We start from the raw sequence: 16374 nt of genomic DNA, 5'->3' as shown, positions 1-16374 counted from the left end.
TCGACGGCATCGTGCTCGTGCAGGAGTTCCTCGTCCGGGTCGATCGGCAGGTCGCGCACGACGCGGGCGGGCAGGGGCTCGGGCTCGAAGCGCAGTTGCGGGTCTTCCAGGTCGCGGATTTCCGACAGCGGCGGCAACTGGTCCAGCGATTTCAGGTTGAAGTAGTCGAGGAAGGCGCGGGTGGTGCCGAACAGCGCCGGCTTGCCGGGCACGTCGCGGTAGCCGACCACGCGGATCCACTCGCGCTCCTCCATCGTCTTGATGATGTTGGAGGACACCACCACGCCGCGGATCTGCTCGATCTCGGGGCGGGTGATCGGCTGGCGGTAGGCGATCAGCGCCAGCGTTTCCAGCAGTGCGCGCGAATAGCGGCTGGGCCGCTCGGTCCACATCCGCGAGATCCACGGATGCACGTCCTGGCGCACCTGGTAGCGGAAGCCGGAGGCCACTTCCTTCAGCTCGATGCCGCGGCCGGCGCAGTCTTCGGCCAGTGCCTCGAGTGCCTTGGCGACCTGTTCGCGGCCGACCTCGTCGGCCTCGTTGAACAGCTCGCCCAGCTGCTGCACGGTCATCGGCTGGGTGGAGGCCAGCAGGGCGGCCTCGACGATGGGTTTGAGTTGCTCGATCTGCATGACCTTGGGTTCGGATGCCGGTTGGATCGGTACCGCTCAGTGGATGTCGCTCATTCGCCGGACGATTCGATCAGCGCCGATTCGCCCGCCTGTGCGTCGTCCGCCGGTGCGTCGGCGGGTTCTTCGGCGTGGCTCACCTTCGCCTTCACGTATATCGGCGCCAGTGGTTCTTCCTGGACGATCTCGACCAGCATTTCCTTGGCCAGCTCCAGCATCGCCAGGAACGTCACCACGATGCCGAGCCGTCCCTCGCTGACGTCGAACAGGCTCTCGAAGCGGTGGAAGCTGCTGTCGTCGAGCCGGCTCAGCAATTCGCCCATGCGCTGGCGCACGCTGAGCGTCTCGCGCCTGATCGCGTGATGCCCGAACAGTTCGGCCCGGTGCATCACGTCCTTCAGGGCCAGCAGCAGCTCGGTCAGCTCCAGCGGCGGCGGCAACCTGATCACGTTGCGTTCGCCCACGTCGGCGTGCACCACCGTGGTGTCGCGCTCCAGCCGGGGCATCGCCTCGATGTCCTCGGCCGCGCGCTTGAAGCGTTCGTACTCCTGCAAGCGCCGTACCAGTTCGGCACGGGGGTCTTCTTCCAGGCCTTCCTCGGCCGGCGGCCGCGGCAGCAGCAGCCGCGACTTGATCTCGGCCAGGATCGCGGCCATCAGCAGGTATTCGGCGGCCAGTTCCAGCCGCATCACGTCCCGCATCAGCTCGATGTAGGTCATGTACTGCCGGGTGATCTCGGCGACCGGGATGTCCAGGATGTCCAGGTTCTGCCGGCGGATCAGGTACAGCAGCAGGTCCAGCGGTCCCTCGAACGCCTCCAGGATGACCTCGAGCGCGTCCGGCGGGATGTACAGGTCTTGCGGCATCTGCAGCAGGGGCTGGCCATGCACGATGGCCAGCGGCATTTCCTGTTGTTGAGGTACCGGCGCAAACGCGTCCTGCGGTGCGGTGACCGGGCTCTGTGGCTCGACGGGCTCAGTGCTCATCAATGCATGTCATGGGGCCGTCTTCAGCGGCTGCAGTGCGTTCAACATGATCGGATTCATCCCCATGCCCCCGCGGCATTGGATGTCCGTGTTCGGAACACGCGGTGAAGCGGCATTCCGGGGTAATGCGTCCTTCACACTTGTTCGGTCGAGGCGCGGCGGACGCCTTCGTCACGACGGGCATGACGAAGCCACTCGATGGTGGTTCGGTCAGGCGGGTCGTCAGTGAACGTCGCACGTCGACTGCGGGTTGTCAGCCACGACAGGGACGCCAAGCCAGGGAAGGCGGGAAACGACGCCACCGGCTGTTCACTGGTCGGTTCGAGAGCAATCGCACGGATGCCAAGGGAGCCGGAAGTGCTCGGCAAACATTTCCATGGAGCCACGCGTGGGGCAAGAGTAGCGGTTGACTGGCGCCAAGTCCAGCACGTGCCGGCCGATGCAGTTGCCCGGCATGCGCCGGCCGCGGGCATGGGCCGGTTTTGCAGCGGTGCTCCCGGCAGGCACAATAGACGGATGGCATCGTGCGAAACCGGCGTGTCGGAGAGCGTGGCTGGGGCGGCATGTGACCTAATGCGTCGAATTGGGTCAGGCTCCGCGTCAGCGCGACGTTCGGCGATGCCTGGCGGGCCGCGCCTGCGCCACGATGGCGCGGCGACGACACGACGGGGTTGGGCAGTGTGGATCGTGGCAGGGCCATGCGGGATGCGGCCGGTGCCGGATCGGCGTCCGACGGAACGTTGCACCTGGCGTGGCATGGTGATTGCTTGGATAACGGCTGAGCAACCCGGCCAGGCAAGGCGCAGCGCCCCGCCGGCGAAGGGTGCGACAGAAAGGTTTCAGGGCGATGTCGGACGCAGCCCCCTCGATGGGTGCAAGTACAAACAGGCGGTGGAACTGATGGCGATCGATAAGAACGGACAGGATGGCGGCGGACCGGAGCAGTTGCGTCCGGCGCGCATGCAAATCGAGACGACGGTGCTGATGAGCAGCAACGGCGAGTCGCGTCCGACCGAGCTGGTCGATATCTCGGCCACCGGCGCGCTGCTGCGCCGCCCGCTGGGCTGGTCGGGCCATGTGGGGCAGAACTGGGTGCTCGACATGATCTTCGGCAACAACCTGCACATCCACCTCGAGGCGGTGGTGGCGCGTATCTCCGATCACCATATCGGTTTTTCGTACAGCCGCATTCCCGAGGACAAGCAGGTGCCGCTGTGGAACCTGCTGGGTGGTTACGCCGACATCCTGGAGTACTGGAAGGACGGCTGAGCCGGCGCGACCGCTGCACGAAAAACGCCCGCACGTGCGGGCGTTCTCGTTTGCCCAGGCCTGAAAAACTCAGGCCTGGGCTTTTTTCTCGTCGCGCAGCTCGCGGCGCAGGATCTTGCCCACGTTGCTCTTCGGCAGGCTGTCGCGGAACTCGATCAGCTTGGGCCGTTTGTAGCCGGTGAGGTTCTCGCGGCAGAACTGCTTGAGGGCTTCTTCGGTGAGGTTCGGGTCCTTGCGCACCACGAACAGCTTCACCACCTCGCCGGAATGCTCGTCCGGCACGCCGACCGCGGCCACCTCGAGCACGCCGGGGTGCGCCATCACGGCGTCCTCGACCTCGTTCGGATACACGTTGAAGCCGGACACCAGGATCATGTCCTTCTTGCGGTCGACGATGTAGAAGTATCCGTTCACATCCATCTTCGCGATGTCGCCGGTGTGCAGCCAGCCATCGGCGCCGAGCACCTTGGCGGTCTCGTCCGGGCGGTTCCAGTAGCCCTTCATCACCTGCGGTCCGTGCACCATCAGTTCGCCGACCTCGCCGACCGGCAGCGGCTTGCCGTCCTCCGACCAGATCGCCACATTGGTGGACGGTACCGGCAGGCCGATCGAGCCGTTGTATTCCTTGAGGTCCAGCGGATTGATGCAGACCGCGGGCGAGGTTTCGGTCAGGCCGTAGGCCTCGGCCAGGGTGCAGCCGGTGACCTTCTTCCAGCGTTCGGCCACGGCGCGCTGCACCGCCATGCCGCCGCCCAGGGTCAGGTGCAGCTTCGAGAAATCCAGTTCGGAAAAACCGGGCGTGTTGAGCAGGCCGTTGAACAGCGTGTTGACGCCGGTCAGCGCGGTGAAGCCGGACTTGCGCAGTTCCTTGACGAAGCCGGGCATGTCGCGCGGGTTGGTGATCAGCCAGTTGAGTCCGCCCAGGCGCATGAAGACCAGGCCGTTCGCGGTCAGCGAGAAGATGTGATACAGCGGCAGCGCGGTGATGATCACTTCCTCGCCGGGCGTGACCAGCTCGGTGCCGATCCAGGCGGCAGCCTGCAGCATGTTCGCCACCATGTTGCCGTGGGTCAGCATGGCGCCCTTGGCCACGCCGGTGGTGCCGCCGGTGTATTGCAGGAAGGCGATGTCGTCGTGGCCCAGCGTCACCGGTTGCAGCGGATGCGCCGCGCCGCGCGCGAGCGCGTCGCGGAAGCGCACGGCCTGCGGCAGATCGAACGCAGGCACCATCTTCTTCACGTGCTTCAGCACGAAGTTGATCAGCGCGCCCTTGGGGAAGCCGAGCAGGTCGCCGATGCCGGTGGTGATGACGTGCTGCACGTGGGTTTCGGCCACGACGTGCTGCAAGGTGGCGGCGAAGTTGTCCAGTACCACGATCGCTCTGGCACCCGAATCTTCCAGCTGGTGCTTCAGTTCGCGCGCGGTGTACATCGGGTTGGTGTTGACCACCACCAGGCCGGCGCGCAGCGCGCCGAACAGGGCGATCGGATACTGCAGCACGTTCGGCATCATGAGCGCGATGCGATCGCCCTTGCCGAGCTTGAGCACGCCGGTGAGGTAACCGGCGAACTGGCGGCTCATCTCGTCGATCTGGCCGTAGCTGAGCTGGCGGCCGAAGCTGGCGAACGCCGGGCGGTCGCGGAAGCGGGTGAACGCTTCTTCCAGCACCGCCGGTACCGAAGCATATTGACTGACGTCGATCTGTTCCGGCACGCCGGCTGGATAGTTCTCCAGCCACGGACGTTCGTTGCTCATGCTTTGGGTTCCCTGTTTTGTCGATGGCGATGGGACGGATGATGGAATCGGATGGGTATTGGCACCATCATGGATCCTGCGCCGGTTGATTGGAGCATACGCCCGCGTACAGCGGCAAGCCGCACCGCAACGAGTTGCGTCGATGATGACACCGGGGAAAACCGTCTTTTTGCCGATTGTTCTCGCATGCCTCGTGCTGGGGTTGCCGGCGTGCCGGCGCACGCCGGACGAAGCGCAGGTGCGCGCGGCGATCGCGTCGGCAGCACAGGCGGCCGAAGCGGGTTCGGCCGGCGACGTCGGTGCCCGCTTGAGCGAGGACTTCGACGGCAATGCGGGGCAACTGGATCGGCGCGGACTGACCGGTATGATCAGGCTGCTGGCGCTGCGCGGCGAGCACGTCGGCGTGAGCATGGGACCGGTATCGATCGAACCTCGTGGCGAGCGGATGGTGGCGACCTTCACGGTCACGCTGACCAGCGGCGGTCGCCTGTTGCCCGATCAATTGGGCCTGTACCAGGTCGAATCGGCGTGGCGCAAGGAAGATGGCGAATGGCGCTGCTATATGGCCAGTTGGAAGCATTCGCTGTAACGGTCCATCGGAGCACTCATGGAAAACCGCCCCGGAGTCCGGGGCGGTTTTCGTTGCAGGAGTCAGGCCGAAATTCAGGCGGCCTTCTTGCCGGCCAGCTGACGCAGCACGTACTGCAGGATGCCGCCGTGACGGAAGAATTCGCGCTCCTTCGGGGTCAGCAGCATCACGTTCACGCTGAACTGCTTCCTGCTGCCGTCGGCTGCCGTGGCGGTGACGGTGGCGTTCCTCGAGTTGCCGTTGTCGAGGCCGGTGAGGTCGAACGTCTCGTTGCCGGTCAGGCCCAGCGATTTTGCATTCTCGCCATCCTTGAACGTGCACGGCAGCACGCCCATGCCGACCAGGTTGGAGCGGTGGATGCGCTCGAAGCTCTCGGCGATCACCGCCTTGATGCCCAGCAGCAGGGTGCCCTTGGCGGCCCAGTCACGCGAGGAGCCGGTGCCGTATTCCTTGCCGGCGATGACCACCAGTGGGGTCTTTTCTTCCTTGTACTTCATCGCCGCGTCGTAGATCGACATCTGCTCGCCGCTGGGGATGTGGCGGGTGAAGCCGCCTTCCACGCCATCCAGCAGCTGGTTCTTGATGCGGATGTTGGCGAACGTACCGCGCACCATCACGTCGTCGTTGCCGCGGCGCGAGCCGTAGGAATTGAAGTCGATCGGCTGCACGCCGCGCGAGATCAGGAAGCGCCCGGCCGGGGAATCCTTCTTGATCGCGCCGGCCGGCGAGATGTGGTCGGTGGTGATCGAGTCGCCGAACAGGCCCAGGCAGCGCGCGGCGTGGATGTCCTCGACCGGGGTCAGTGCCATGGTCATGCCGTCGAAGTAGGGCGGGTTCTTGATGTAGGTGGAATCCCTGTCCCACGCGTACAAATCGCCATCGGGTGAGGCGATGGAGCTCCAGCGCTCGTCGCCCTTGAACACGTCGGCATAGTTCTTCTTGAACATGTCCGAGGTCACGGCACCCGCCATCAGGTCGCTGATTTCCTTGTTGGAGGGCCAGACGTCTTTCAGATAGACGTTCTTGCCATCCGTGCCCTGTCCGAGCGGCTCGGTGGTCAGGTCGACGTCCAGCGAACCGGCCAGGGCGTAGGCCACCACCAGCGGTGGCGAGGCCAGGTAGTTCATCTTCACTTCGGCGTGGACGCGGCCTTCGAAGTTGCGGTTGCCTGACAGCACGGCGCCCACGGTGAGGTCGCCGTCGCTGATCGCCTTGCTGACTTCTTCCGGCAGCGGGCCGGAGTTGCCGATGCAGGTGGTGCAGCCGTAGCCGACCAGGTAGAAGCCGAGCTTGTCCAGTTCGGTGAGCAGGCCGGTCTTTTCCAGGTAGTCGGTGACCACCTTGGAGCCCGGTGCCAGCGAGGTTTTCACCCACGGCTTGGTCTTCAGGCCCTTGGCGGCGGCTTTCTTGGCCAGCAGGCCGGCAGCCAGCATCACCGCCGGGTTGGAGGTATTGGTGCACGAGGTGATTGCGGCAATGACCACGGCACCATCGTCGACGTGGAACTCCTGGCCGTTGCGCACGACGCGCTGGCGATGCGTCCGCGCGCTTGCGTCATGCCCCACGGCGGTGGCGCCGCCTTCGTTGGCGAAGCGCGCCTCGGCACCGTTGCGGCGGACGATGGTGGCGCCGAGGTTGTCGTTGAAGTTCTGCTTGACGTTGGTCAGCAGTACGTGATCCTGCGGGCGCTTGGGGCCGGCCATCGAGGGCTTGACGCTGGCCAGGTCCAGTTCGAGCGTGACACTGAACTCGGCCGGCGCGCTGTTTTCGTCGTGCCACAAACCTTGCACCTTGGCATAGGCCTCGACCAGCGCTACCTGCTCCTCGCTGCGACCGGACAGCCGCAAGTACTTCAGCGACTCGACATCAATCGGGCAGATCGCGCAGGTGGCGCCGTATTCCGGTGCCATGTTGCCAAGGGTGGCGCGATCGGCCAGCGCCAGGTGCTTGAGGCCCGGGCCGAAGAACTCGACGAACTTGCCGACCACACCCTGCCTGCGCAGCAGTTCCGTCACTGTCAACACCAGGTCGGTGGCGGTGGCGCCTTCGGGCAACTGGCCGAGCAGCTTCAGGCCGACCACTTGCGGAATCAGCATCGAGGAAGGCTGGCCCAGCATCGCCGCCTCCGCCTCGATGCCACCCACGCCCCAGCCGAGCACGCCCAGGCCGTTGACCATGGTGGTGTGCGAGTCGGTGCCGAACAGCGTATCGGGGTACGCCCACAGCTGGCCCTCGATCTCGGTGCCCATCACCACGCGGGCCAGGTACTCCAGGTTGACCTGGTGCACGATGCCGGTGCGCGGTGGCACCACCTTGAAATCAGTCAGCGCTTTCTGGCCCCAGCGCAGGAAGCTGTAGCGAGCCTGGTTGCGCTTGAATTCCATCTCGACGTTACGCTCGAGTGCGTCTTCGCTGCCGAACACGTCCACCTGCACCGAATGGTCGATGACCAGTTCCGCGGGTGACAACGGGTTGATCAGGGTGGGGTCGCCGCCGAGCATCTTCATGGCATCGCGCATCGCGGCCAGGTCGACTACACACGGTACACCGGTGAAATCCTGCAGCAGTACGCGCGCCGGCATGAAGGCGATTTCGGTATCCGGCTCCTTTTTCGAATCCCATGTGGCAACGGCTTCGATTTCCTTCGCCGTCACATCGACGCCGTCTTCGTGGCGCAGCAGGTTTTCCAGCAGGATCTTCATCGAGTACGGCAGTCGCTTCAGGTCGAAGCGCTGGCCCAGCTTGGTCAGGCTGGCAAAGGCGTACTTCTTGCCGTTGACCTCGAGGGTGTCGCGTACGGAAAAGGTGTCTTTCATGGGAGGTGCTCCTGGCTGGATCCTGCGGCTGGGATGACTCGACGACGGTGCCTGGGGGGCGTGGGGTTCGCCATCCCGGCAAAAGCATAATTATCGCGCAAACTCCATGCGGCCGCGAACCGGCACGCCACCGTGAAGGCGGCGTGCATGGCTGGCGGGCGTCTGATGGGTGGTGCTGGCGGGTACACTGCGCCCACCTTCACGGCGACTTCGCCGCACAGAGTGGATCCGATGACCAGTCCATGCAAACGCCTTTGATGACATGCAGCATTCGATGATTTCGACGGGCCTGGCCGCTGTTTCGCTGCGCGACCTCGCGCTGGTGCAGGCGGTGCATCGCCACGGCAGTTTCAACAGCGCGGCGCGGGCGATGCATATCAGTCCGTCCGGGCTGTCGCACCAGGTGCAGAAGGTGGAGCAGGCGCTGGGTGCGCCGCTGTTCGAGCGCGGTGGCCGCAGGATCGTGCCGACCGCTGGCGGCCAGCGGCTGCTGCTGCAGATCGACGCGGTGCTGGCCGCTGCCGAGCACCTGCAGCAGGTCGCCCGCGCCGGCGAGGTCGCGTTCGGCGGCGAGTTGCGCCTCGGCGTGCCCGCTTCGCTGGGGCCGTACCTGCTGCCGCACCTGATCGCGCCGTTTTCGCAGCATTTTCCGGGCGCCTGGCTGGGCATTTCCGAGGGCAAGCCGCGCGGGCTGTTGCGCCGCCTGCACGAAGGCGAACTCGACGCAGTGCTGGCGCCGCCGGCCGCGGCGACCAGCGGGATCGCCGCGCGCCCGTTGTTCTTCGAGCCGTGGGAGCTGATGCTGCGCGCCGACCATCCGCTGGCCGGCCGGGACAGCATCGCGCTGGGTCAGCTCGATCCGGCCGAGGCCACGCTGATGGCCGAAAGCCATGCCGACGGCCTTGCGGGCGACGGCAGCGAACACGGCCATGTGCAGGACGTCAGCCTGGAAAGCCTGGCCGCCCTGGTCAGCCTGCGCGGCGGCTACGCGCTGGTGCCGGCGCTGGCGCACGAGCGGCTGGCCTCGATGCCGAACATCGCGCTGGCAAAACTCAAGGGGCAGGCGAGCGGCCGCGAGATCGCGTTGTACTGGCGCGACGCTTCGCCCTGGCGCGACGACCTGCAGGCCTTCGCCGAATTGCTGCGCAGGCTGGCGCGGCAGCGGCAGGGGTTGCGCGTGGCGAGCGCGAAGGCGAGGGTTGCGCCGGCCTGACCGCAGAAGGCCGCCTTGCGGCGGCCTTCTTGCGCTCCATCACGGGAGGAGCCGCTCAGCCGCGCGAGGCGCGCTTGCGGTCGTTCTCGGTGAGGTGCTTCTTGCGCAGGCGGATTTCCTTCGGAGTGACCTCGACCAGCTCGTCGTCGTCGATGAAGTCCAGCGCCTGTTCCAGCGTGAACTTGATCGCCGGGGTCAGCTGGATCGCATCGTCCTTGCCCGAGGCGCGCATGTTGGTCAGCGGCTTGGGCTTGATCACGTTGACGGTGAGGTCGTTGTCCTTGGCGTGGATGCCGACCAGCTGGCCTTCATACACGTTGTCGCCCTCGGCGGCGAACAGCTTGCCGCGATCCTGCAGCGGCCCCAGCGAATACGCGGGGGTGGTGCCGCCGGCGTTGGCGATCATCACGCCATTGAGGCGCTTGGCGATCTGGCCTTCTTCCTTCGGACCGTAGTGGTCGAACACGTGGAACAGCAGGCCCGAGCCCTGGGTGAGGGTCTTGAACTGGTTCTGGAAGCCGATCAGGCCGCGCGCCGGGATCATGTACTCCAGGCGGACGCGGCCCTTGCCGTCGGGCTCCATGTTCTTGAGCTGGCCCTTGCGCATGCCCAGGCGCTCCATCACCGGACCCTGGTGGGTCTCCTCGACGTCGACCACCAACTGCTCGATCGGCTCCATCTTCTGGCCGTCGATTTCCTTGATGATCACTTCCGGGCGCGATACGGCGAGCTCGTAGCCCTCGCGACGCATGTTCTCGATCAGCACCGACAGGTGCAGCTCGCCACGGCCGGAGACCAGGAACTTGTCGGCGTCCGAACCCTGCTCGACCTTCAGCGCCACGTTGTGCACCTGCTCGCGCTCCAGGCGATCCTTCAGCTGGCGGCTGGTGAGGAATTTGCCGCCGGAAAGATCCTTGTTGCCGGCGAACGGCGAATTGTTCACCTGAAAGGTCATGCTGATCGTCGGCTCGTCGACGGTCAGCGCAGGCAGCGCCTCGGGCGTGTCCAGCGCGCAGATCGTGTCGGAGATGGTCAGGTCGGCGATACCCGAGATGGCGACGATGTCGCCGGCCTCGGCGGTTTCCTGCTCGATGCGCTCCAAGCCCATGAAGCCCAGCACCTGCAGCACCTTGCCCTGGCGCTTCTTGCCGTGGCGGTCGATCACCGCCACCGGCATGTTCTTCTTCAGCGTGCCACGCTGGATGCGGCCGATGCCGATCACGCCCACGAAGTTGTTGTAGTCCAGCTGGCTGATGCGCATCTGGAACGGGCCGTCCGGGTCCACGTCAGGCTTGCTGACGTGCCGCATGATCGCCTCGTACAGCGGGGTCATGTCGCCTTCGCGCACACTGTCGTCGAGGCTGGCGTAACCGTTCAGCGCCGAGGCATAGACGATCGGGAAGTCCATCTGTTCCGGCGTGGCGCCCAGGCGGTCGAACAGGTCCCATACCTGCTCCACGACCCATTCGGGCCGTGCGCCCGGGCGGTCGACCTTGTTGATCACCACGATCGGCTTGAAGCCCATCGCGAACGCCTTCTGCGTCACGAAACGGGTCTGCGGCATCGGGCCGTCCATCGCGTCGACCAGGATCAGCACCGAGTCGACCATCGACAGCACGCGCTCCACCTCGCCGCCGAAGTCGGCGTGTCCCGGGGTGTCGACGATGTTGATGCGGTTGCCCTGCCAGGTGATGGCGGTGTTCTTGGCCAGGATGGTGATGCCGCGTTCCTTTTCCTGGTCGTTCGAGTCCATCACGCGCTCGGCCAGCACGGTGCGCTCGCTGAGCGTACCGGACTGCTTGAGCAGGCAATCGACGAGGGTGGTCTTGCCGTGGTCGACGTGGGCGACGATGGCGATGTTGCGCAGTTTTTCGATGGACATGGGATCGACTCGGGCGGCTCGATGGCCGTCACGCAGGTTTTGAAGGGCGAATTGACCGATTATACGGACTTGTGTGACAACTTGCCCGTCATTTCTTCGATCCGTTCATCCAGCCTGTCGCCCGCGATCCGTGGGCGCCGTCGGTGCGCCTATACCACGCCGAGGAAATGGTACGCCGCGATCACCACCAGCACCGCCAGGGTCTTGACCACGGTGATGGCGAAGATGTCCTTGTAGGACTGCCGGTGGGTCAGCCCGGTCACCGCCAGCAGGGTGATCACCGCGCCGTTGTGCGGCAGCGTGTCCATGCCGCCGGAGGCCATCGCGGCCACCCGGTGCAGCACTTCCATCGGGATGCCGGCGGCGTGCGCATTGGCGATGAAGGTCTCCGCCATCGCGCCCAGCGCGATGCTCATGCCGCCGGAGGCCGAGCCGGTGATGCCGGCCAACGCGGTGACGGTGACCGCCTCGTTGACCAGCGGGTTCGGGATCGTGTGCAGCGCGTCGGCCACCAACTTGAAGCCGGGTAGGGCGGCGATCACCGCGCCGAAGCCGTATTCGGAGGCCGTGTTCATCGAGGCCAGCAGCGCGCCGCCGACCGCGGCCTGGCTGCCCGCCGCGAGGTGCGCGGTCACCGCGCGCCAGGCGAACGCCAGCACGCACAGGATGCCGACCAGCAGCGCACCCTCGACCGCCCAGATCGCAGCGACCTTGGACACCTCCTGCACCACCGGCTTCGCGCTGCCGACCACGCTGGGCAGGAACGATTGCGTTTCGCCGTAGAGGCGCGGGATCAGCCCGGTGAACAGCTTGTTGCACACGCCCACCAGCACCAGCGGCAGCAGCGCGACCAGCGGGTGCGCCAGCCGGCCGCCCTCGAACGGGGCCGGCTCGTTGACCAGGTTGTCGCCGTAGCCTTCGCCGGCCGCGGCGGCCCGGCGCCGGCGCCAGTCCAGGTAGCTCAGGCCCGCGGCCAGGATGAACGCCGCGCCGATCGTGCCCAGCCACGGCGCCGCCCAGGTGTTGGTGCCGAAGAACGAGGTGGGGATGATGTTCTGGATCTGCGGCGTGCCCGGCAGCGAATCCATGGTGAAGGTGAACGCGCCCAGCGCGATGGTGCCGGGGATCAGCCGCTTGGGGATGTCGGACTGGCGAAAGAGCTCGGCGGCGAACGGGTATACCGCGAACACCACCACGAACAGCGACACGCCGCCGTAGGTCAGCAGCGCACACACCAGCACGATCGACAAAATCGCCCGGCTGCGCCCGACCAGGCCGATGGTGGCCGCCACGAGCGATTTGGAAAAACCCGACAGTTCGATCAGCTTGCCGAACACCGCGCCCAGCATGAACACCGGGAAGTACAGCTTGAGGAAGCCGACCATCCTGTCCATGAACAGGCCGGTGAACATCGGCGCCACCAGCGCCGGGTCGGTCAGCAGCACCGCGCCCAGCGCGGCGATCGGCGCGAACAGGATGACGCTGTAGCCGCGATAGGCCGCGAACATCAGGAAGCACAGCGCAGCCAGCACGATCAGAAACGCCATCCGTGAATCCCCCAAGTGAGCCGGGTCCGCGAGCGTGGTCGGGACATGGGGCCGAGTATCCGCAACGTCGGGTACCGCCGGCACTGTACGAAGGTACAAGTGCCGGCTCCCTCGATGGCTATCTAAGCTCGCCCCGTAGCATCCATTGCAGATGGCCGCGTCCACTGCCGGTCACACCACGGGAAAGGGGAAGGGGAAACCATGAAGCGCACGTATCTGAGTCTGGCGATCGGCCTGGCCACCGGACTGCTGTCCGCGGCACCGTTGTATGCGCAGCAGGCCGCCGACACCGGCGGCAAGGCGGTGAAGACCACCAGCGTCAAGCAGCTCGACCAGATCACGGTCACCGCGCGCAAGCGCGAGGAAACCCTGCAGGACGTGCCGATCGCGGTCAGTGCCTTCACCGCGCAGGCGCTGGAAACGCAGAACGTGCAGAACCTGGCCGACCTGCAGGGCAAGGTGCCCTCGCTGCAGATCTATGCCGCCCGCGGTTCCAACACCACGCTCACCGCCTACATCCGCGGCGTCGGCCAGGCCGACCCGACCTGGGGCTTCGACCCGGGCGTGGGCATCTATCTGGACGACGTCTACCTGGCGCGTCCGCAGGGCGCGGTGCTGGACGTGTTCGACGTCAGCCGCATCGAGGTGCTGCGCGGCCCGCAGGGCACGCTGTACGGCAAGAACACCATCGGCGGTGCGATCAAGTACGTCTCCAACCCGCTGCCGGTGAAGACCGAAGGCTCGGTGGAAGCCACCGTGGGCACCCACGGCGAGAAGGACGTCAAGGCCAGTTTCGGCGGCGCCAGCGCGGACCAGGTGTGGCGTGGACGTATCGCCTACGCCAGCGGGCACAACGACGGTTTCGGCGAGGACATCCTCACCGGCAGCCGCAACGGCAACAAGAACACCAATGCCGCGCGCGCCACGATCGGCTTCTTCCCGTCCAGCCAGTTCAACATGCAGCTGTCGGTCGACGGCGTGCGCGACAACTCCAATCCGCGCGGCGCCAAGATGCTCACGGTGAACAAGCTCGACCCGGCCTACCCGCTGCTGTCGAGCGATTTCGACACCCGCAGCGGCTTCGCCCAGCTCAACCACACCAAGCTCTACGGCAGCGCGCTGACGATGAACTGGATCGCCAGCCCGAACTGGTCGCTGAAATCCGTGACTGCCGTGCGCGGCTCCTCGACCGATACCAACATCGATTTCGACACGTTGCCGGAGAAAATCGCCGACGTGAACGCGGTCTACAAGGATCATCAGTTCAGCCAGGAATTCCAGGCCAACTACGATGCCGGCGGCAGCCTGCACGGCGTGTTCGGCGCGTACTACTTCGACGGCCGCGCCGACGGCGAGATCCACAACATCTTCCTCGGCTCGCCGCCGTACTCCACGTTGCACCTGTCGCAGTACGGCAGCACCGGCGGGCGCATGGGCACCAAGAGCTATGCGGGCTACGGCGACTTTACCTGGGACATCAATCCCAGCTGGAGCCTGGACGTGGGCCTGCGCTACACCCACGAGACCAAGACCGCGCTGATCCAGAACTTCGGCTTCTCGGACGCCACGTTCACCACGCGCACCAGCACCCTGGCCGACTTCAGCGGCTCGCACGCGACCAGCAACGTCTCGCCGAAGGTCTCGCTGGACTGGAGCGCGAACGACCAGGTGAAGCTCTACGCCAGCTACTCGGAGGGCTTCCACTCCGGCGGCTACAACATCCGCGCGAACTGCGTGGCGGTGCCCAGTTCGTGCCGCCCGATCGATGACGAAAAGGTGCAGTCGTTCGAGCTGGGCAGCAAGATGACCTTCCTCGACGGCGCGCTGATGATGAACACGGCGCTGTTCCACAACCTCTACACCAACATCCAGCTGTCGGTATTCAGCTCCTACACGCTGCCCAACGGCAGCCAGGGTTTCTTCGGCGACTTCACCAACGCCGGCAAGGGTCACATCGACGGCCTGGAGGAGGAGTTTGCCTGGAAGCCGGCCGAGAACTGGACCCTGCGCGGCAACGTCGCCTACCTGCATACCAAGTACACCGAGTACATGACCCGCGGCGTCAACGTCGCCGACCAGCAGAAGTTCACCAACGCGCCGAAGTGGTCCGGCGGCCTGTCGCTGGAGAACACCACGCCGCTGGCCGGCGGCGGCAGCGTCAGCGCGCGGGTGAACTACACCTACCAGTCCATGGTGTATCCGGAAACCACGCTGTCGCCGCTGATCGCCCAGCCCGCGTACGGCCTGTGGAACGCCGGCGTGATCTGGCAGATCAACCAGCCCTGGTCGCTCAGCCTGCAGGGCAGCAACCTGGCCAACAAGTCCTACCGCACCACCGGCTACAACGTCGGCGCGCTGGGCATCTACACCGGCTTCTACGGTGCCCCGCGGATGGTCACGCTGACCGCGAAGTACCGGTTCTGACGCAGTCGTTTCTCCCCATCCCCGCGCGAGCGCCAGCCGGCTCCCGCGGGGCGTTTTTTTCCACTGCCGGCACGAGCCGTGGCGGATGACATCGCGGTTCCGGCCGCGTCCGTGCGGCTCCATGAGCCCGCTGGACACCTGCCGGTCCGCCAACGGAGAAAAAGCATGCGCAAGACTTTCGGCCTGTTGGCCCTGCTGCTGGTTGCGCCGCTGGCCCGCGCGGGCGACGCGTTGCCGCTGCCCGCCTTGAAGATCGACGCTTCGCGCACCGCCGTGGTCGGCCTTTCCTCCGGTGCGTACATGGCCGCACAGGTGCAGCTGGTGTACCCGGAGCTGTTCCCCAACGCGGCCATCGTGGCCGGCGGTCCGTTCGGCTGCGCCGGCGGCAAGCTGGACGCGGCACTGGGCAGTTGCATGAAGGGGGTGCCTGCGCCGGATGTCGGCGCGCTGGTGGCCAGTGCCGGCAGGCGCTCCGCCAGCGGCGAGATCGGCGCGCTGAAGAACCTGGCGCACGCCCGCGTCTACCTGCTGCACGGCAAGGACGACGCGCTGGTGGCGCCGGCGGTAGCCGAGGCGGGCGCGCAGTTCTACCGGCAGCTGCGCGACGGCATGCCGGGATTGAAGGGCATGCAGGTGCACGACGACGACCAGCGCGCCTTCGCTCACAACCTGCCGGTGGCTGGCAGCGGCGACGACTGCGACAAGTCGGTCGCGCCGTATCTCGGCCATTGCGGCTTCGACGCGGCCGGTGAAATCTTCGCCCAGATGTTCGGCAAGCCGGCGCATGCGGCGACCACGGCACAGGGCGAGCTGCGTACGTTCGACCAGGATGCGCTGCGCCCCGACGGCGCCGATGCCTTCCTGGCCGTCACCGGCTACGTCTACCTGCCGCTGGATTGCTTGGCCGGCAAGCCGTGTGGCGTGATGGTCGCGTTCCACGGCTGCAGGCAGAACGCCGACGCGGTGGGCAAGGCCTTCGTCGAGGATGCCGGCTTCAACCGCTGGGCCGACGTCTACGACGTAGCGGTGCTATATCCTCAGACCCGCGCAAGTCTCGCGCCCTTGAATCCGCAAGCATGCTGGGACTGGTGGGGATATTCCGGAGCCGACTACGACAGCCGCCACGGCGTGCAGTTGCGCTGGGTGGTGAACGCGGTGCGCGCGCTGGGGTTGCCGGCGGGGCATTGATGGCCTCGTGCGATCACCCCGTCGCTTGCACCACTGTAGGAGCGTACCTTGTGCGCGATGCTGTTGCTTCGTGCAG

11 protein-coding genes are annotated in these 16374 nt (G+C 66.0%); 5 read left to right on the top strand and 6 right to left on the bottom strand.

Going from position 1 to position 16374, the window contains the following annotated elements; all coding sequences use genetic code 11:
- Positions 1–632: SMC-Scp complex subunit ScpB (gene scpB / locus RHOOR92_RS18850; protein WP_037115558.1), on the bottom strand; the 632-nt coding region annotated here is incomplete at its 3' end.
- A 50-nt stretch (positions 633–682) separates the two neighbouring features.
- Positions 683–1615 (bottom strand): ScpA family protein, encoded by a 933-nt coding sequence (locus RHOOR92_RS0115275; RefSeq protein ID WP_027484001.1) that lies wholly within the window; start codon positions 1613–1615, stop codon positions 683–685.
- 900 nt (positions 1616–2515) lie between these two features.
- On the opposite strand from RHOOR92_RS0115275, the gene RHOOR92_RS0115270 reads away from it, so the two are divergent.
- Positions 2516–2884: a PilZ domain-containing protein gene (locus RHOOR92_RS0115270; protein ID WP_007509926.1), complete on the top strand. Its 369-nt coding sequence runs from the start codon at positions 2516–2518 to the stop codon at positions 2882–2884.
- Positions 2885–2953: 69 nt separating this feature from the next.
- Here the strand turns inward: RHOOR92_RS0115270 and RHOOR92_RS0115265 are convergent, their stop codons facing one another.
- Positions 2954–4639, bottom strand: coding sequence for a long-chain-fatty-acid--CoA ligase (locus RHOOR92_RS0115265; RefSeq protein WP_007509924.1), 1686 nt, complete (start codon positions 4637–4639; stop codon positions 2954–2956).
- A 142-nt stretch (positions 4640–4781) separates the two neighbouring features.
- On the opposite strand from RHOOR92_RS0115265, the gene RHOOR92_RS0115260 reads away from it, so the two are divergent.
- Positions 4782–5228, top strand: a complete 447-nt coding sequence (locus RHOOR92_RS0115260) for a hypothetical protein (RefSeq protein WP_015447456.1) — start codon at positions 4782–4784, stop codon at positions 5226–5228.
- A gap of 74 nt (positions 5229–5302) precedes the next feature.
- Here the strand turns inward: RHOOR92_RS0115260 and acnA are convergent, their stop codons facing one another.
- Complete coding sequence (gene acnA / locus RHOOR92_RS0115255; RefSeq protein ID WP_015447457.1) at positions 5303–8044, bottom strand: aconitate hydratase AcnA; 2742 nt, start codon at positions 8042–8044, stop codon at positions 5303–5305.
- A 262-nt stretch (positions 8045–8306) separates the two neighbouring features.
- Here acnA and RHOOR92_RS0115250 point away from each other — a divergent pair, with 262 nt between their 5' ends.
- On the top strand, positions 8307–9257 hold the full coding sequence (locus tag RHOOR92_RS0115250; protein ID WP_007509918.1) for a LysR family transcriptional regulator: 951 nt from the start codon (positions 8307–8309) through the stop codon (positions 9255–9257).
- Positions 9258–9312: 55 nt separating this feature from the next.
- Here the strand turns inward: RHOOR92_RS0115250 and typA are convergent, their stop codons facing one another.
- Positions 9313–11139: a translational GTPase TypA gene (gene typA, locus RHOOR92_RS0115245; RefSeq protein ID WP_007509915.1), complete on the bottom strand. Its 1827-nt coding sequence runs from the start codon at positions 11137–11139 to the stop codon at positions 9313–9315.
- Between the two features lie 149 nt (positions 11140–11288).
- Positions 11289–12686 carry a GntP family permease gene (locus RHOOR92_RS0115240; RefSeq protein ID WP_027490648.1) on the bottom strand — a complete coding sequence of 466 codons (1398 nt, stop codon included), beginning with the start codon at positions 12684–12686 and terminating at the stop codon, positions 11289–11291.
- A gap of 201 nt (positions 12687–12887) precedes the next feature.
- Here RHOOR92_RS0115240 and RHOOR92_RS0115235 point away from each other — a divergent pair, with 201 nt between their 5' ends.
- On the top strand, positions 12888–15110 hold the full coding sequence (locus tag RHOOR92_RS0115235; protein ID WP_015447460.1) for a TonB-dependent receptor: 2223 nt from the start codon (positions 12888–12890) through the stop codon (positions 15108–15110).
- 165 nt (positions 15111–15275) lie between these two features.
- On the top strand, positions 15276–16298 hold the full coding sequence (locus tag RHOOR92_RS0115230) for a PHB depolymerase family esterase (RefSeq protein WP_015447461.1): 1023 nt from the start codon (positions 15276–15278) through the stop codon (positions 16296–16298).
- Positions 16299–16374 lie beyond the last annotated feature (76 nt).

Origin of the sequence: Rhodanobacter sp. OR92 (genome assembly GCF_000427545.1) — a bacterium.
Lineage (GTDB): Bacteria > Pseudomonadota > Gammaproteobacteria > Xanthomonadales > Rhodanobacteraceae > Rhodanobacter > Rhodanobacter denitrificans.
This window is presented reverse-complemented; position numbering and strand designations above follow the sequence as displayed.